Genomic DNA, 17,284 nt, shown 5'->3' with positions numbered 1-17,284 from the left:
TGGCGTCCTTCGGCCTGGCCTCAGCCTCCGGTGACGCTTGGTGCACAGGCAACTTCGGTAAAATGCGATATCAGTCGGCCAAGGCCCACCGAATTGGACCCCTTGACCAGTACCGCATCGTCATGCGCAAGTCCGAATTGCCCGAGCGCCGCAATCGCTTCGGCAGGTCCTTCGCAATGCGCGAAGGTGACAGCCTTGCCAAGCGGCGGCGATGCGGCTTTCCCCAACTCGTCTGCAAGGGCGCGCATCTCGGGTCCAACAAGGATCGCGTGAGACACGCCAGCCTCTGCAATCGGTTCGGCCAGCTGGCGATGGAAGCCTTCGGCAAAATCGCCCAGTTCCTTCATGCTGCCAAGCACCACGATCCGCCGGGTGGCGGGCGTTTGCTTGAGCGCTTTGAGGGTTGCACGCATCGAAGCGGGGTTGGCGTTGTAGCTTTCATCGATCAGCACAGCCGCACCACCGCCGGGTAGAATGATGGTGTGGCGCGCGCCGCGCCCTTTCAGACCGCCCATTTCCGCCAGCGCAAGGCCCGCGCTGGCCAGATCGGCACCTGCTGCACGCACAGCGGCCAGCACGCCCAGCGAATTGACGATCCAATGCTCACCGGGTTCGGCAATGGTGTAGCAGATGCGCCGGTCGCCCAGATCAGCCGTGACGAGCGATCCGGAGCCTCCTGCGGCTGGGATCGCATCGAGCAGTCGCACATCGGCGTTTTTCGCGCGGCCGAACGTGACAACCTTCGCCCCGCAAGCCGTGGCATGGCCGATCATGCGCTCGGAAAATTCGCTGTCTGCCGGAATGATCGCAATCCCGCCGGGGACGAGGCCTGTGAAAATCTGCGCCTTTTCATCGGCAATCGCCACGAGGCTGCCGAGGTTCTCGATATGCGCTGGCGCGATGGTGGTGATAAGCGCCACGTGGGGCTGCGCATGGGCGGCCAGCGGCGCGATTTCGCCTGCATGGTTCATGCCCATTTCAAACACGCCGAACTTCGCGCGCGCCGGCATCCGCGCCAGGCTGAGCGGCACGCCCACGTGGTTGTTGTAACTGCGCACGCTGCGGTGTGCTGCGCCCCGGCTCGCCCGGTCGAGACAGGCAAAGACCGCCTCTTTCACACCGGTCTTGCCGACCGATCCGGTGATCGCGATCCGCACCGCGTCCACCGCCCGGTCGCGCGCGGCGTGGGCCAACGCGTAGAGCGCTGCGGTCGTATCGGTGACCAGCACATGCGGGTAATCGACCGGACGGTCCACGATTGCGGTAACCGCGCCTTTTGCAAAAGCGGCATCAATGAAGCGGTGCCCATCCATCGCCTCGCCCTGCAGCGCGATGAAGACATCGCCGGGCTTCACGTCACGCGAGTCCATTTCGATGCCGGCCGCTTCAAAATCGTGGCTGGCGATGCCGCCGGTGGCGGTTTCGATCTCCCCGGCGGTCCACAGCGCCAGACGCAAGCTGTCGCGCAGCGTGACCGGCCATTGGTGCAGCATGGGATGGGCAATCGGCGCGTTCATCAGCACTGGCCTCCCGCACACTCGCGCGCGACTTCGACATCGTCGAAAGCTTCGATCCGCATGGTATCTCCTGACCCGAATATTTGTCCCTGTTCGTGGCCCTTGCCTGCAACCAGCACAATATCGCCTGATGCTGCATCCCCAACTGCGGCGGCAATCGCGGCGCGGCGGTCACCGATTTCGCGGGCGGTCCCGCCTGCACCGGCCAGGATCGCGGCGCGGATGGTTGCGGGATCTTCGCTGCGGGGATTGTCGTCAGTCACGATAGCAAGGTCAGCCGAACGGGCCGCGACTTCGCCCATTTGCAGCCGCTTGCCCCCATCACGGTCCCCGCCTGCGCCAAACACCACGATCAGCCGCCCACCATCCGCCACATGCGGGCGCAGCGCGGCAATCGCGGCTTCGAGCGCATCGGGGGTATGGGCATAATCGACATAGACAGGGGCGCCTGCGGGATTGAGCGCGGCCCGCTCCAGCCGTCCGCGCACTGGCTGGAGCCGGGTGAGCGCATCTAACACGATTGCCGCCGACACACCGGTCGCCAGCGCCAGCCCTGCCGACACCAGCGCATTGGCTGCCTGATAGGCGCCAATCAGCGGGAGGTTGACCTTGTGCGTATCGCCTGCGTGTTCGATGGTAAGCGTCTGGCCAAGCTGGCCGGGTTCACGCGCTGCAAGGCGGAGGAAGGCCCCGCCCTCGCCCACAGTCAGCACCTTGAGGCCGCGTGCCTCGGCTTGCGCAATCGCCTTGGCGGTCCATTCCGATCCGTCGCCCGCATCATGGATCACCGCCGGACTACCGGGCGCGACCACTTGCATGAACAGCCGCATCTTGGCCGCGAAATAGTCTGCCATCGTACCATGATAATCGAGGTGATCGCGGCTGAAATTGGTGAAGGCGCTGGCGACGACGTGCAGGCCTTCGTTGCGATATTGCGAGAGGCCGTGGCTCGACGCCTCATAAGCGACATGGGTCACGCCTTCACGCGCCAGCCCGCTCATATTGGACAGGAACGTGACGATGTCCGGCGTGGTCAATCCGGTCGATACCGAGCCATCGGGCGTCGTCACGCCGAGCGTGCCGATGCTTGCTGCGCGTTCGCCCGCCATGCGCCAGATTTGCCGCGTCATCTCAACGCAGGAGGTCTTGCCGTTGGTGCCGGTCACCGCAACGATGGTGGCAGGAACCGGGCTGAAAAACCCTGCGGCCAATTGCGCGAAAGCCCGGCGCGGATTCGCATCGGCAATGTGGAGCGCGCCTTCGACGGCGGCCTCGGGCCGAGCCACCACGGCAATCGCGCCTGCAGCAACGGCAGCGGGGATGAAACCCTCTCCATTAACCGCCGCACCCTGAAACGCGCCGAACACCGTGCCGGGAGCAACCTTGCGATGGTCGATAGCAAAACCTGTGACGGACCGATCGCCAGCGCTGCCGGGAGCGAGCCCGGCGCTTTCCAGAAGGTCCGCCAATCGCATCAGTGCTTATCCACCAGATAGCGCAGATCGGAGATGTCGACATCGCGGCTCTCATCGGGCTGCACGCCCAGCATCGGGCCGATGCGTGGCACCAGCCGACCGACAACCGGCGCGGCGGTGTAACCCGCCGTGCGCTGGAAGCTGCTCGCCACCGTGCCTTTGGGCTCGTCCAGCACCACCACCACCACGTAACGCGGCGCATCCAGCGGGAAGGCGGCCGCAAAGGAGGACACCAGTGACGTCTTATTGTACCCGCCTGCGCCTGCCTTTTCCGCCGATCCGGTCTTGCCACCCACCCGGTATCCCACCGCGTCGGCGTTCTTGCCCGTGCCGTAGAGCGAGATCATCCGCAGCATCTGACGCATCCGGTGCGAGGTCGATTCCTTGAACACCCGCCGCCCGCGCGGCACATCGCGCGCCGCGATCTTGCGCAGGGTTGCTGGACGCCAGATGCCGCCATTGACCATCGCGGCATAGGCGCTCGCCAAATGCAGCGGCGTGACAGCAAGGCCGTGGCCATAGCTGACGGTCATGTTGGTCACACGGCTCCACGGACCTTGCGGCCAGATCGGCTTGCCCTTGGCGGGCAGTTCGATGAAGGGGCGACGATCCATGCCCAGATCAATCATCACCTTGCGCAGGCGTTCCGGACCAAGCGAATCAGCTACCCGCGCCGTCACGGTATTGGACGAATAGACCAGCGCCTGCGGCACATTCAGCGTTGCGCCTTTGGATTTCAGATCCTTGATGGAACGGCGCCCGACCGCAATCGGAGTCGCATCCCACGCCTTGCCCAGATCGCGCACCACGCCTGCGTCGATCGCAGCGGCGACGCTCAACGGCTTGAAGGTAGAGCCCAATTCGAACACGCCGTTGGTGGCGCGGTTAAAGACGTTCTTCGCCCCGGCCGCCCCGGCGGTGTTGGGATCGAATTCGGGCAGGCTTGCCAGCGCCATGATCTCGCCCGTGTCCACGTCTAGCACGATGCCCGCGGCACCGATCGCATTGGTGGCCAGCATCCCGCGGCGTAATTCGTCTTCAAGCGCACCTTGGGCCCGTACGTCGATGGACAGGGCCACAGGCGCGCTGCGCGTGTCGGGATGGCTGAGCTGCTTTTCGAGCACCTCTTCCATTCCGATCTTGCCGCCCTCGTCCTCGACCACGTAGCCCAGCACATGCGCCGCAAGCGTGCCTTGCGGGTAATAGCGATCCGTCTCCCGCGGGATTTCCAGCGCGATTTCACCAAGGCCAAACACGCGGTTGGCTTCTTCGGGGAGGATCCTGCGGCGCAGATAGCCCGGACGGCCCGAGGCCAGGCGGCGCGCCATGCGCGCTTCGTCAATATCCGGGAAAATGCCTTTCAGATCGCGGGCAACATCGCCGGGCGAACGCACCAGCGGCGCGCCGGTATCGCCCATCGCGCGCGGTTCGAACCACAAGGCATAGGCTGGAAACGCGCGGGCCAGCGGCGCGCCGTTGCGATCCGTGATCTCACCGCGTGGCGGCAACAGCGCATCTTCCATGCTCGTGCGCTGCGGGGCCTGCCCTGCGAGACCGAGCGATGCGATCCGCAGCAGCGCGATCAGGGCAATCAAGCCAAATCCGCCGAGCAGCCACAGCACCCGCATCCGCGCTGTCCACAGCAATTGCTGGCGCAGCCCAATGCTGGGCAGGCGACCAACGGGGATGACAGGGGTGGCGACACGTGCGGCAAACGAGGCCGCCATCATGTTCATTCGCCGGTTCCAGCCGCGTATGTCTTGGCGGGGGGCCTAGGCGTCTCAGCCCGCGCCGGCCGGATCGGTGAGGCTTCGATCAGGAAGTCTCCGAAGGCTTCGGCAAACACTTCGCCCGCGTCTTTCTCGCTGGATGCCGAAGCGAGCGTGACCGTCGCGCCCGACACCGGCGAGCGCATCGGCGCATCGCTGACGACGTCAGCCACATCGGCGGTCTCGGCGCGGGCCAAGCGGATCGGCGAAGGCGCATCGGGGCCAAGCGTCTCACCAAGGCTGGCAAGCTGCCGTTCGGCTTCCAGAAACTGCCCGGCGCGCGGGGCTTCGTAACCGAATTCCACCGTGTTCCATTCGGCCAGTTGACGCTGGCTGGAGCGGGTTTCAAATTCGGTTTCCAGCAGCAGCGTCTCACGCTGAAGCGAAATCAACTGACGCTCAGCCAGCAGCACCTCACTGCGCACCGCATGCACCTTGAAGCTGAGCACCACCACCAGCGCAAAGCAGATCGCCAGAACAGCGGCCCAGCCGAGCGATCGGGCCTGAGAGCGGTTCATCATGCGGCTTGGCTCCTGGGGGAAGCGCCAGTGCGGGTCGCATGGCGCAAGGTTGATGAACGGGCGCGGGGGTTGCGGGCAATTTCGGCGTCTGATGGACGAATAGCCTTGGACACTTGCGCGAAGGTAGGCGGAGGACCGGGGATTTCCCCGGGGAGGTGCCGCGAGACAGAGCGGCCCGCGCCGCTGGCGGTACGCAAAAACTGCTTCACGATCCGGTCTTCAACACTGTGGAAGCTTACCACGGCCAGCACGCCGCCCTCGGGCAGCAAGGCTTCAGCCGCGGCCAGCCCTGCGTCCAGTTCCCCCAGTTCGTCGTTCACATGGATGCGCACCGCCTGGAAGGTGCGGGTCGCCGGATCCTTTTTGTCATGCGGCTTGTGGCCCAGCGCGCGGCGCACTACGCGGGCCAGCTCGCCCGTGGTGGTCAAGGGACGCGCCGCGACAATCGCACGGGCCACGCGGCGCGACTGGCGCTCTTCACCGTAAAGATAGATCACGTTGGCGATGGCTTCCTCGTCCGCGGTGTTGAGGAAATCGGCAGCGCTTTCCCCATCGCGGCTCATGCGCATGTCAAGCGGGCCATCGTGCATGAAGGCAAAGCCGCGCTCGCCCTGATCGAGCTGCATGGAAGACACGCCGATATCCATGACCACCGCGTCGACGGTTGTGATGCCAATGGCGGCAAGTTCAGCGCGCATGGCGGAAAAGCGCGCAGGATGCAGCACAAGGCGGCCTTCGAACCGCTGGACTAGCGCCTGACCTGCGGCAATCGCATCGGGATCGCGGTCGAAGGCGTGGACGGTCGCGCCTGCCTCCAGCAACGCAGCGGTGTAACCCCCTGCACCGAAGGTCGCATCAACGATGGTCATACCCGGATGCGGCGCGAGCGCGGCGACCACTTCATCGAGCAATACGGGAATGTGCGGAGCGCCCTGCATCATGCCGCGCCCTTCTTGGCGGCGGCGACCAGCTTGGCGCAGGCAGCCTGCGCGCCGCGCCATTCAGCGCCCAGCCGGCCGAGCTGTCCAGGGTTCCAGACAAAGAAAAACTCGCCCGCGCCCTGAAAATACAGCCCGTCGTCAATCATGCCGAGATCGCGCAAATGCTCGGGCATGACAAAGCGGCCACTGTCATCGAAGGGCAGCATTTCGTAACCGAACAATTGCCCCGCGCGCACATCGCGGTCAAAGCTGGTGTCGCTCAGGCGGATGGCGCGCTCTTCCTCGCGATCGAGGAGTTCGTTGAGCTTTTCGATGCGGGCGGTGCCGAAGCCGATCAGGCAATCGAACTTGCCATGCGCGGCAAGGCACAGCGTGCGGTTGCCGCCGGAGCTTTCCTTCACGGCCTTGCGGAAGGCGGGAGGCAGGACAAAACGGCCCTTCTCGCCCGCGGGCGAGTAAGCTTGGCCGTTATATCCTCCAAAAGCAGACACGTGCCTGCAACCCCCTCTTACCCCGTGGCAGCCCACCCACATGGGCGCACTGCGTGATGAACAGACACGCCTTCCCTGCCCCGGCCGCAAGCATGCGGAACCGGTGCGCCGACCCCACCAGTCGAACGCAAAACAAACAGGCATATCTGATGGACCCCGCTAATATCGGGGATGAGGCGGGTTTGGAAGGGAATTTTCGGGGAAAGTACGGGAAAACTTGTTAATTACATGATTTAATTACATTTTGCAGTTTTCCTTAGGGCGAATACCCACGTGCAAGTCATCGGAAAAGCATCAGGTTTTCCTGCAAACCGCGGCAATTCCCGCAGAATCCCCGCAGATTCCCCGGTGCGAGCCGACCCCGAGTCCCGCCCGTCCCGTGTTTTCCCGTGCCGGGTCATTCAAGCGCCTGGCCGATCACGGCGCGCAAAGCGTCCCCGCCCTCACCGGCGAGTTCACGGTGTTCGAAGATCGCGGCATCGGCGATCAGCGTGACCTGGCCCTTGCCCACGCCGCAGCGCGCCGCCGCGCCGGACGCAAGCAAGGTGCATTCAGCCGCTGCCGGATCGATGATCGTCACCTCGCCTCCCAGCAGCACCGGAAGCCATGTTCCGCCCAGCGATGCGTCCACCGGCTTGCTGCTTTGCGCATCGTCAAACCTGATTGCCATGCCCCAGCGTGCCACCACCGGCGGGATCAGCGCAGCTTGACTGGGCAGGCGCGGATCGCCCAGCGGAAGATCATAATGTCCCGTCAGCGCCGGATCGAGCACCAGCAGCAATCGGCCACCTTCCCGCACCCAGGTATCCAGCGCGACATTATCGGCCGGCGAAAGCCCGCGCGGCTGAATGATCGCAAGCCGTGTGAGGCTGGCGAGCGGATCTAGGTCGGGCTCGTCCGGGGACAGCGCGGGAATGGGCGATAGCGTATCGAGCGGCTCCAGCGCGAAGCCTTGTTCCAGCGCGTCACGCTGCCACGGCATCTCAGCGCGCCCGGCGGCTATGTCCTGCACCGCAGCACCCAGCGGCCAGTAAAGCGGCAGGCTGGTCATCAACCCCAGAGTGGGATCAACAGCGGCGCTTTCCTGCGCAGCGGGCGGATCTACCGGGGCCGACGCGCTTCCGCAGGCGGTCAAACCCAGCGCCCACGCCGCACGTGCGGCGGCAGCGTATCTATTCCTTGGGCGCAACATTGCCGGAAGGTTTGGGTGACGGCGCGGGCGATGCGCTGGGTTCAGCGGCGATATCGGGCACCACGCCTGCATCGGCGAGCGGGTTGGCCTGGGAGGGCGCGGGCTTGGGTTCCGTGGTGGGGGCGGCTTCGGGAACGGCGAGTTCCTCGTTCATGTCCGCCTGCCCGCCGATGACGCTCGCCAGACCCACGAGCAACACCATCGTCCCGATGCCGAACATCCCGACCTGAAGCCGCTGCACAGCTTCGCTGCGGGTCTGGCTGGCGGTGGAGATTTCCTCGGCCTCGCCCGGATTCTGCGCCGAATTGACGAACCGGCGCACGCCGGGACCGAAGAGACTGCGCTGGTTCAGCCGGCGCAACCGGTCAATCATCGAAGGCTGGCTCATGCGGCGCCTGCTGCCGCAGGTTCATCCGCGCGAACTAGCCAATCGAACACCGGCAGGCCTTTGGCGGCGAGCCATTCGGCATTGTAGAGCGTCGACAGGTAACGGAACCCCGTGTCGCACAAAATCGTCACCACCTGCGGATTGGCGCGGCCTTGCGCGACCAGTTCCTTGCCCAGCGCGATAGCGCCCGCGACATTGATGCCGGATGACAGGCCAAGGCACAGCCCTTCGTCCTTCAGCAACCGCTCAACCCAGTGCAGGCCTTCGGTGTCGCTGACGCGGTATTGCGTGTCGATCGGCGCACCTTCAAGATTGGCGGTAATGCGGCCCTGCCCAATGCCTTCGGCGACCGAGGAGCCTTCCGCCTTCAACTCGCCGTGGGCGTAATAATTGTACAGCGCCGCGCCGTGCGGATCGGTGAGCGCGATGCGGATATTCTCGTCGAAAGCCTTGAGGCCCAGACCCACGCCCGCGATCGTTCCGCCGGTGCCCGCCGCGCAGGTAAAGCCGTCAACGCGGCCACCCAGCTGCTCCCAGATTTCCAGCGCGGTGCCTTCGATATGGGCGCGGCGGTTGGCGATATTGTCGAACTGGTTGGCCCACACCGCTCCCGGCGTTTCTTCAGCCAGCCGGCGCGAGGTGTGGACGAAGTGGCCGGCGTCGGCAAACTTGGTGGGCGGCACCAGCACCAGTTCAGCGCCCAGCGCCCGCAGCGTGTCCATCTTCTCCTTGGACTGGTTGTCGGGCATGACAATGATGGTCTTGTACCCGCGTGCATTAGCGACCAGCGCAACGCCGATCCCGGTGTTGCCCGCCGTGCCTTCAACCACTGTGCCGCCGGGCTGCAATTCCCCGCGCCCCTCCGCATCGCGGATAATCCACAGCGCGGCGCGGTCCTTTACCGAGGAGCCGGGGTTAGCGAATTCGCACTTGCCATAGATGTCGCAGCCGGCCGCAGCGCTGGGTCCGGCCAGACGAACCATGGGCGTATTACCGATAAGCGCGAGCGTATCGCCGTAAGGGCGGGTGATGTTCATGAGTGTAGACCTAGGATCACCCGACCCCGATCGCAAACAAGTTTAGTCTTCAGGGGCAATAGTGACGTGCAGCCCGTCCAGCGCGTCGGTCAGCGGCACCTGGCACGACAGGCGCGAGGTTTCCGTGCGGTGATCCGACGATTCCAGCAGATCATCCTCATCCTCGCTCATTTTGGGAAGCTTGTCTGCAAACGCCGGATCGACATGAATATGACACGTCGCGCACGAACAGCATCCGCCGCACAGAGCCAGCAGTTCGTCAAAGCCATTGTCGCGGATCGCTTCCATCACAGTAAGACCGTCCTGAACGGAAATCTCACTGGTTTCGCCTTCGCGGTTGGTGACGACCAGTCTGGGCATGGATCGAAATTCCTTTTGAGCTATTGGGCGCAAGGATGTGCGCTTCAAGAAGGCACGGCGCTGCTAAGATAATCTTGGCACCAACGCAAGTTAAGGAAAATGGCCATGGGCCTGACAGCGGAAAAATTGCACAGGGATCTTGACGCTTTGGCTGCGCGCGAACCGCATCTGGCATCGGCGCTGGCGCGGGTCGGCTATCCCGATGCGCGCATCCGCGACCCGGGATTTGCGACCATGCTGCGCACCATTATCGGCCAGCAGGTGTCCGTGGCCTCGGCCGCATCGGTCTGGAACAAGCTCGAGGCAGAACTGGGCGCTGATTTTACCCCTGATAGCCTGCTCGCACGCGATTTCGACACGCTGCGCGCTTGCGGCCTGTCGCGCCAGAAGCAGGGCTATGCGCGCAGTTTGTGCGAACTGGCCCAGTCGGGCGCGCTCGATTTCGCGACCCTGCCTGCCGATGATGAAGACGCGATCGCCCTGCTCACGCAGATCAAGGGGATCGGGCGCTGGTCGGCGGAGATTTACCTGCTGTTTGCCGAAGGCCGCCCCGATATCTGGCCCGCGGGCGATCTGGCGGTGCAAGAGGGCGTCAAACGTCTGCTCCAACTGGAAGAACGCCCCGGCGAAAATGTCACCCGGCGCCTTGCTGAACCATGGTCTCCGCAGCGTGGCAGCATGGCGATCTTCACCTGGCATTTCTACGCCAATCCGTCGCTTTGAAACAGGGTCTCGCTTGCAAACCTGGCTGTTGCGTCTTACTCATCCAACACACTAGCTATCACGACACGCGATGGGGGTTTAAGCCATGACACGACTGACCAATATTCGGCGCTTGTGCCTGATTTCTGCGGCCGCTGCCGCGCTGGCAATGCCTGCGGCAGGACACGCCGACAACCACACTGCCAAAAACGGAACCGCGATGACAACCACAGCCGAAACCGCCCCTCTGATCCCGCGTGATGCCCTGTTTGGCAATCCCACCCGCGCTGGCGGCCAGATCAGCCCCGATGGCAAATGGCTCAGCTGGCTTGCCCCCAAAGACGGAGTGCTGAACATCTGGGTCGCCCCCGCCAGCAATCCCGATGATGCACGCGCGCTGACCAGTGCAACCGATCGCCCGATCCGGCAGCATTTCTGGTCACCCGATGCCAGCGCCGTGATGTATATCCAGGACAAGGGCGGGGATGAGAACTTCCTGCTTTACAAGATTGATGTCGCCACCGGCGCGGAAACCAACCTGACCCCGTTCGACAAGACCCGCGTGCAGATCGTCGGCGCATCGACGACCATCAAGGACAAGATCCTGCTGGGCCTCAACAACCGCGATCCGCGGTTCCACGATGTCCATATGCTTGATCTGACCACGGGCGAATTGGCACTGGTGCTGGAAAATCCCGGTTACGCCGGGTTCATGGCCGATGACACGTTGACCGTGCGCATGGCGCTGCGCCAGAACGCGCAAGGCGGGACCGATTACTTCCGGGTCGAAAACAACGTGGTGGCGGCAGAGCCGTTTGAATCCAACGATATGGAAGATTCGCTGACAACCTCGCCGGCCGGGTACACATCGGATGGCAGCACGCTGTACTGGATCGACAGCCGCGGCCGCAACACCGCAGCGCTGATCGCACAGGACAGCGCCACGGGCGAAAAGCGGATCATCGCCGAGGATGCCAAAGCCGATATCGGCGGCACCATGCGCGATCCGATCACCGGGGTGGTGGAAGCCTATGCCGTCAATTACCTCAAGAACGAATGGACCGCGATCGATTCCGAAATCGGCGCGTCGCTCGATTGGCTCGAAAGCCGGCTCGAAGGCCAGTTCGGCATCGCCAGCCGGACCGAGGATAACAGCATCTGGATTGTCGCCAATGATCCGCTGGTGAAGCCGGCAGCGACCTACATCTACGATCGCAAGGCGGAAACGCTGACCCCGTTCTACACCTCGCGCCCGGCGCTGGAAGGGATGCCGCTGCAACCGCTGCACCCCCGCGAGATCACCAGCCGCGATGGCCTGACCCTGCCCTCCTACCTCACCCTGCCGCCGGGCAGCGATGCCAATGGCGACGGCAAGCCTGATACGGCAGTGCCGATGGTGTTGCTGGTGCATGGCGGCCCGTGGGCGCGCGATGGCTATGGATTCAATTCGGCGCACCAGATGCTCGCCAATCGCGGCTATGCGGTGCTCAGCGTCAATTTCCGCGGGTCGACCGGTTTCGGCAAGGACTTCACCAACGCCGGGAACCTGCAATGGGGCCTAAAAATGCATGACGACCTGATCGACGCTGTCGATTGGGCGGTGGGCGAAGGTATCGCGCAGGCCGACAAGGTAGCAATCATGGGCGGTTCCTACGGCGGCTATGCGACGCTTGCAGGCCTGACCTTCACCCCAGACAAATTTGCCTGCGGGGTGGACATCGTCGGCCCGTCAAACCTCGAAACCCTGCTGAAGACGATCCCGCCCTATTGGGAACCGCTGGTCAAGCAATTCCATGACCGGATGGGCAATCCCAACACCGAAGAAGGCCTCGCACTGCTCAAGGCAGCCAGCCCGCTTTACAAGGCAGACCAGATCGTGAAGCCGCTGCTGATCGGTCAGGGCGCAAACGATCCGCGTGTGGCGCAGGCCGAAAGCGATCAGATCGTGGCCGCGATGAAATCGGCAGGAATCCCTGTGACTTACGTTCTGTATCCCGATGAAGGCCACGGCTTTGCCCGGCCCGAAAACAACATCGCCTTCTATGCGGTGGCCGAGAATTTCCTCGCCGAATGCATCGGCGGGCGCGCCGAACCGGTGGGCGATGCCCTGGCGCCGTCCAGCGCTCAGATCGTCGAGGGCGCAGAGCATGTTAAGGGGCTTGAAGCCACGCTCGGCGGGTAGCGGAAGCCTTGCGCCGATCTGCGCTGCTGACAACCCGCCCGTGCCGTTCTAATCAGGTTGCAAATCGCAATCAGAGGGGATCACCATGGCGTTTGAAGGTTCGGGGCAGCGCAGCATTTTCATCACCGGCGGCGGGTCAGGCATCGGCCGCGCGGCCGCGCTCCATTTTGCCAAAGCAGGGTGGTTCGTGGGCGTGGCCGATATCAATGCCGCCGGGATGGCCGAAACGCTCGCACTGATTGCGGACGAGGCCACGTGGTCAGGCCCCCTCGACGTGCGCGACCGGGCGGGCTGGGACGAAGCGCTGTCGTCCTTTGCTGCGGCGGCCGGCGGGCGGATCGACGTGCTGGTGAACAATGCCGGAATCGGCACGGGCGGATCGCTGGCAGACCTCGACCCGGAGGAAATCGACCGCTGCCTCGATATCAATCTCAAGGGCGTGCTGTACGGCGCGCAAGCTGCCTATCCCTATCTCAAAGCGAGTGCGCCGCGATCGGCCATGGTCAACATCGCCAGCGCGGCAGGCATTGCCGGCTCGGCGGGCATGAGCGTCTACTGCGCCACCAAGTTTGGCGTGCGTGCCGTTTCAGAAAGCCTTGATGCCGAATGGGCGCCGGACGGGATCACCGTCGCCTCGGTCTGCCCCGCCTTCATTGAAACGCCGCTGTTGAACGGCACCGGCAACCGCAAATCGAACGAGCAGATCCGCGACCGCGTCACCGCCGCAGGGCTGGAAATCAGCCCGGTTGAGCTCGTCGCCCAGGCGATCTGGGACGCGGTGCACGGCGACAAGCTGGACTATTTCGTCGGCGCCACGTCCAAGCGGATGGCCTTTGCCAAACGCTGGATGCCGGGCAAGGTCCGAAAGCAGCTGCGCGGCAGTGCAGGGCCGCTGGGGCGGTAAGGTAAGCGCACGGCTGATCTCACTAGCGGTGCGACGGTCGCGCAGCGACCGCAAGGCCGGAGTCGAAGCCAAAGGCCCAGACGTGCGGAGCACACTTGCACGGCCGCCCGCAGCGATGCGGCCTTCAGGCCGCGTGAGCGAGGACACCGCACGCCGGAGGGCGTGCGAAATCAAAGAAGCCCGTCAATCGCGCGCGCCAGCTTGGCATCGCGCTGTGAAAGGCCGCCGCTATCGCCGGCATCATGCGTGGTGAGCGTCACTTCAACCTTGGCGTAGACGTTGAACCATTCGGGGTGATGATCCTGCGATTCCGCCAGCAGCGCAACCCGCGACATGAAGCCCCAGGCCTCGGAGAAGTCCGCAAACTGGAACGTCCGCGTGATCGCTTTGCCGTCACGCGCAAGGCTCCAGTCAGGGTGCCGTTCGAGCAGGGTCTTTACTTCGGCGGCGTCGAGTTCGGAGACGGACATGGGGCACTTCCTGAAAAAGGGGTCGCTTGTTTGCTTGGCCCCTTTTCCCTAACGCGGACACGCAATGCAAGTGCCCTCTCCTTCCCTTGCCGCCGATAATCTCGCCTGCCGCCGCGGGGACCGGCTGCTGTTCCGGCGCCTGTCATTCCGCCTCGGCGCAGGCGCGGCGTGCCATGTGACGGGCGCGAATGGTGCGGGCAAGACCACCCTGATCCGCGCCGTCGCAGGATTAACGACGCCCTATGCAGGGACCGTGACACGGGATGGAGCACTGGCGCTGCTGGATGAACGCTCGGGCCTCGATCCCGACCTGCCGCTGGGCCGCGCACTGGCCTTTTGGCTCCAGATAGACGGCGCGGGCGAGGCGGAGGCGATCATGGCCCGGCTGCGGCTGGAGGCCTTGGCCGAAGTGCCGGTGCGCTACCTTTCCACCGGCCAGAAAAAGCGCGCAGCCCTCGCCCGTGTGCTGGGACAGGCGGCACCGATCTGGCTGCTGGACGAGCCGCTCTCGGGCCTCGACACCGCTTCGCAAGGTCTTGTCAGCCAATTGGTGCGCGAACATTGCGCAGGCGGCGGGATCGCGCTGATCGCGTCGCACCAGCCGCTGGACGTGCCGGGAATGACGAGCTTCGCGATCGAGGACTTTCCCCCCGTGGAAAAGGCCGAGACATGATCGCCGCCCTCCTCCGCCGCGATCTGGCGCAGTTCTTCCCCTTCACCGGCACAGGAGCCGCGCTGCCGGTGATGTTCTTCATCGCCGTCGCCATGCTGTTTCCCTTCGCGGTCGGGCCGGACGCCAATGTGCTGGCGCGCACCGGCGGCGGCGTGGTGTGGATCGCGGCGCTGCTGGCGGCGATCCTGCCGCTGGAGAAGTTGGTGGCGCGGGATATTGAGCTAGGCTTCTTCGACCAGCTCAAGCTGCGCGGGATAGCCGAAGAGTCGATGATGGCGGTGCGATTGGTCGCCCATTGGCTCAGCTTCGGCCCGCCATTGGTGCTGGCGACCTTCCCTGCCGCCGCGCTGCTCAAGATCGAGGGTGAGATATTTAAGATCCTGATCCTCGGCCTGATCGCTGGCACGCCGGGCCTTGCTGCCATCGGATTGATGATTGCCGCGCTGACCGCGTCCTTGCGTGCAGGCGCGGCGCTTTCGGGTCTGCTCCTCATCCCGCTGTCCCTGCCAATCCTGATTTTCGGCGCCGGCGCTCTCGCTCGTCAGGATCAAGTGAGCCTCGGGTTCGTTGCAGCCATAAGCCTCGGGCTGGTGGCACTCGCTCCGTTTGCCGCAGGCGCCGCAATCCGGGCGGCAAGGGAGAACTGATGCGCGCACCTGAAAACCACGTTCGCGCCAACAAGCTGATGGGTAACATCGCGCTGGGGCTGCTGGCCTTCACGCTGTTCGCCTTTGCGCTGAAGGCGGCGGCGCACCCGCAGGTTCAGGCGCGTTATACGCCCATCGTGGTTTTTCACGCAGGCTCAATGATTGCCTGGCTCGGTCTGCTGGCCAGCCAGAGCTTCCTCGCCGCAGGCTTCAAACTGTCCGCCCACAAGGCGACAGGCCGCGCCTCGATTGCGCTGGTGGGCGCGATGCTGGTGAGCGGCGCGGTGATTTCCTGGCGCATCGGGCAGGAACTGGGCCGCCCCGAAGTGACGGTGGTCAACCTCGCCGCCTTTGTGACCTTCCTGCCGCTGTACTTTACCGCGCTGCACTTCGCCCGCCGCCGCGACATCGCCGCGCACCGCCAGGCGATGCTGATCGCGACCCTCGCACTGATGACCCCCGCCTATGCCCGCGTGGTGCAGGTGCTGGGTCTGCCCGATCCGGTGGCGATTGCGGTGCAGCCGCCGATCACGATTGCGATTGCGGTGGCGTATGATTGGGTGCTGCACGGGCGGATTACCAAGCCGGTGCTGGCGATGCTGGCGTTTTCGGTGGGGGTCGTAGTGGTGATGGCTGGGGTGTTGGCGGCGTTGTTTTTGTAAGGAGGATGCGATGCGGATCGTGACCCTTTTGATGTGCGCAGCCCTCGTAGCTTGTGATGCGCCCGCAACCGAGACCGCTTCGCCCGCATTTGACGATCGCGCCATACTCGCCTCGAAGATCGAAGCGGCGGTTGGGACAGCATTGCCCAATATCGTCGTAGGACAATATGCACGGTATTACGCTCAGGATGCGGACGGTCGCATCCGCGCGCTCTATGCCCACAGATGCAAATACAGCGAGGCCACCTGCGCCGAAGCCAAGACTATTTGGACCAGTTTGGACAAGCTGCCGCCGCCGGTCATGGACGGGGGCTGCATAGTGGTCCGCGTTGAATATGATCTCGCCGACGACAAGCTGATCGGCGCAAGTTGCAATGGCTTGGCCTAAGGCAGGTTGCGTAAATCAACCGTCGTCATAGCGAGCCGCAGGCGAAGCAATCCATGGCCTGACCTCGCGACCAGCCGCAGCCGCAGTTCATGGATTGCCACGCCGCCTTCGGCGCCTCGCAATGACGAGTGTTACACGTAAGGCGGGCAATCCCGCCCCGTCGGGCTCTTCGTGAAGATCTCGTTGCCCGTTTCCATAATCGCTATCGAGTGTTCGAACTGCGCCGACAGGCTTTTGTCGCGCGTCACCGCCGTCCAGCCATCGCCCAGCACTTTCGCCCAGGGCTTGCCGAGGTTGATCATCGGTTCGATGGTGAAGAACATGCCCGCCTTCAGTTCCGGCCCGGTCCCGGCCTTGGCGGCGTGGACCACTTCGGGCGCGTCGTGGAACAGGCGGCCGACGCCGTGGCCGCAGAACTCGCGCACCACGCCGTAGCGAAACTGGTTGGCGTGCGCTTCGATCGCCGCGCCGATATCGCCCAGCCGTGCGCCGGGCTGCGCGGCGGCAATGCCGAGCATCAGGCATTCATAGGTCACTTCGACCAGCTTCTTGGCTTTGAGCGAAGGCTCGCCCGCGTAGAACATCCGCGACGTATCACCGTGCCAGCCATCGACCAGCGGGGTCACGTCAATGTTCAGGATGTCACCATCCTTCAAAACCTTGTCGCCCGGAATGCCGTGGCAGATCACATGGTTGATCGAGATGCAGCAGCTATGCGCATAGCCCCGGTAGCCCAGTGTGGCGGGGACAGCGCCGGCATCGAGCGTCATGGTGCGCACCGCATCGTCCAGCTGGCCGGTGGTCACGCCAGGCTTCACCATGTCGGCCAGGGCATCGAGGATCTCGGCAGCCAGCGCGCCTGCCTTGCGCATCGCGGCAAAGCCTTCGGCCCCATGCAGCTTGATGGTGCCATCGCGGTAGACGGTCTGATCGCCGTCAACGAGTTGATAATCGTGCATGGCGAC

Annotated in this window: 19 protein-coding genes; 7 read left to right on the top strand and 12 right to left on the bottom strand. The window is 64.2% G+C overall.

Annotation, left to right across the window (positions count from 1 at the left end):
• Nucleotides 1-20: 20 nt before the first annotated feature.
• From ACRANW_RS06570 to ACRANW_RS06525, 10 genes are all read right to left on the bottom strand, one after another.
• On the bottom strand, nt 21-1,517 hold the full coding sequence (locus ACRANW_RS06570; protein ID WP_479433727.1) for a UDP-N-acetylmuramoyl-tripeptide--D-alanyl-D-alanine ligase: 1,497 nt from the start codon (nt 1,515-1,517) through the stop codon (nt 21-23).
• Nucleotides 1,517-2,992: a UDP-N-acetylmuramoyl-L-alanyl-D-glutamate--2,6-diaminopimelate ligase gene (locus ACRANW_RS06565; protein ID WP_479433726.1), complete on the bottom strand. Its 1,476-nt coding sequence runs from the start codon at nt 2,990-2,992 to the stop codon at nt 1,517-1,519. The genes ACRANW_RS06570 and ACRANW_RS06565 overlap by 1 nt, the downstream gene beginning before the upstream one ends.
• On the bottom strand, nt 2,992-4,722 hold the full coding sequence (locus ACRANW_RS06560; RefSeq protein WP_479433879.1) for a peptidoglycan D,D-transpeptidase FtsI family protein: 1,731 nt from the start codon (nt 4,720-4,722) through the stop codon (nt 2,992-2,994). Before ACRANW_RS06560 ends, ACRANW_RS06565 begins: the two co-directional genes overlap by 1 nt.
• Nucleotides 4,723-4,724: 2 nt before the next feature.
• Nucleotides 4,725-5,282 carry a hypothetical protein gene (locus ACRANW_RS06555; protein WP_479433725.1) on the bottom strand — a complete coding sequence of 186 codons (558 nt, stop codon included), beginning with the start codon at nt 5,280-5,282 and terminating at the stop codon, nt 4,725-4,727.
• Nucleotides 5,279-6,223 (bottom strand): 16S rRNA (cytosine(1402)-N(4))-methyltransferase RsmH, encoded by a 945-nt coding sequence (gene rsmH / locus ACRANW_RS06550; protein WP_479433724.1) that lies wholly within the window; start codon nt 6,221-6,223, stop codon nt 5,279-5,281. Before rsmH ends, ACRANW_RS06555 begins: the two co-directional genes overlap by 4 nt.
• A complete protein-coding gene (locus ACRANW_RS06545) occupies nt 6,220-6,714 on the bottom strand; it encodes a division/cell wall cluster transcriptional repressor MraZ (protein WP_479433723.1) in 495 nt (164 codons plus the stop codon). The genes rsmH and ACRANW_RS06545 overlap by 4 nt, the downstream gene beginning before the upstream one ends.
• Before the next feature lie 397 nt (nt 6,715-7,111).
• The gene (locus ACRANW_RS06540) at nt 7,112-7,849 is read right to left on the bottom strand and encodes a hypothetical protein (RefSeq protein ID WP_479433722.1); all 738 of its coding nucleotides are present in this window, start codon (nt 7,847-7,849) and stop codon (nt 7,112-7,114) included.
• Between the two features lie 37 nt (nt 7,850-7,886).
• Entirely contained in the window at nt 7,887-8,294 is a 408-nt protein-coding gene (locus tag ACRANW_RS06535; RefSeq protein ID WP_479433721.1) for a hypothetical protein, read from the bottom strand.
• Entirely contained in the window at nt 8,291-9,331 is a 1,041-nt protein-coding gene (locus tag ACRANW_RS06530; RefSeq protein ID WP_479433720.1) for a cysteine synthase A, read from the bottom strand. The genes ACRANW_RS06535 and ACRANW_RS06530 overlap by 4 nt, the downstream gene beginning before the upstream one ends.
• A gap of 42 nt (nt 9,332-9,373) precedes the next feature.
• Complete coding sequence (locus tag ACRANW_RS06525) at nt 9,374-9,691, bottom strand: 2Fe-2S iron-sulfur cluster-binding protein (protein WP_479433719.1); 318 nt, start codon at nt 9,689-9,691, stop codon at nt 9,374-9,376.
• A gap of 105 nt (nt 9,692-9,796) precedes the next feature.
• On the opposite strand from ACRANW_RS06525, the gene ACRANW_RS06520 reads away from it, so the two are divergent.
• The 3 genes from ACRANW_RS06520 to ACRANW_RS06510 all read left to right on the top strand — a co-directional run bounded on the left by ACRANW_RS06520 (nt 9,797) and on the right by ACRANW_RS06510 (nt 13,479).
• On the top strand, nt 9,797-10,414 hold the full coding sequence (locus ACRANW_RS06520) for a DNA-3-methyladenine glycosylase family protein (protein WP_479433718.1): 618 nt from the start codon (nt 9,797-9,799) through the stop codon (nt 10,412-10,414).
• 85 nt (nt 10,415-10,499) lie between these two features.
• Nucleotides 10,500-12,575 carry a S9 family peptidase gene (locus ACRANW_RS06515; protein WP_479433717.1) on the top strand — a complete coding sequence of 692 codons (2,076 nt, stop codon included), beginning with the start codon at nt 10,500-10,502 and terminating at the stop codon, nt 12,573-12,575.
• A gap of 85 nt (nt 12,576-12,660) precedes the next feature.
• Nucleotides 12,661-13,479: an SDR family oxidoreductase gene (locus ACRANW_RS06510; RefSeq protein ID WP_479433716.1), complete on the top strand. Its 819-nt coding sequence runs from the start codon at nt 12,661-12,663 to the stop codon at nt 13,477-13,479.
• A 170-nt stretch (nt 13,480-13,649) separates the two neighbouring features.
• Here ACRANW_RS06510 and ACRANW_RS06505 read toward each other — a convergent pair whose 3' ends face one another.
• Complete coding sequence (locus ACRANW_RS06505) at nt 13,650-13,949, bottom strand: 4a-hydroxytetrahydrobiopterin dehydratase (RefSeq protein ID WP_479433715.1); 300 nt, start codon at nt 13,947-13,949, stop codon at nt 13,650-13,652.
• A gap of 64 nt (nt 13,950-14,013) precedes the next feature.
• Between ACRANW_RS06505 and ccmA the strand changes: the two genes are divergently transcribed.
• Genes ccmA through ACRANW_RS06485 form a run of 4 tightly spaced genes read left to right on the top strand, consistent with a single transcriptional unit; the run spans nt 14,014 to nt 16,319 of the window.
• Nucleotides 14,014-14,622: a heme ABC exporter ATP-binding protein CcmA gene (ccmA, locus tag ACRANW_RS06500; RefSeq protein WP_479433714.1), complete on the top strand. Its 609-nt coding sequence runs from the start codon at nt 14,014-14,016 to the stop codon at nt 14,620-14,622.
• Nucleotides 14,619-15,269: a heme exporter protein CcmB gene (locus tag ACRANW_RS06495; RefSeq protein WP_479433713.1), complete on the top strand. Its 651-nt coding sequence runs from the start codon at nt 14,619-14,621 to the stop codon at nt 15,267-15,269. Before ccmA ends, ACRANW_RS06495 begins: the two co-directional genes overlap by 4 nt.
• Complete coding sequence (locus tag ACRANW_RS06490; protein ID WP_479433712.1) at nt 15,269-15,931, top strand: hypothetical protein; 663 nt, start codon at nt 15,269-15,271, stop codon at nt 15,929-15,931. Before ACRANW_RS06495 ends, ACRANW_RS06490 begins: the two co-directional genes overlap by 1 nt.
• A gap of 10 nt (nt 15,932-15,941) precedes the next feature.
• Nucleotides 15,942-16,319, top strand: a complete 378-nt coding sequence (locus tag ACRANW_RS06485) for a hypothetical protein (protein WP_479433711.1) — start codon at nt 15,942-15,944, stop codon at nt 16,317-16,319.
• 131 nt (nt 16,320-16,450) lie between these two features.
• Here the strand turns inward: ACRANW_RS06485 and map are convergent, their stop codons facing one another.
• A complete protein-coding gene (gene map / locus ACRANW_RS06480; RefSeq protein ID WP_479433710.1) occupies nt 16,451-17,278 on the bottom strand; it encodes a type I methionyl aminopeptidase in 828 nt (275 codons plus the stop codon).
• Between the last annotated feature and the right edge of the window lie 6 nt (nt 17,279-17,284).

Source organism: Erythrobacter sp. 'gip.4 top 5' (assembly GCF_056495765.1).
Note: the sequence above shows the minus strand (reverse complement) of the source record. Positions and strands in the feature narration are given on the sequence as shown.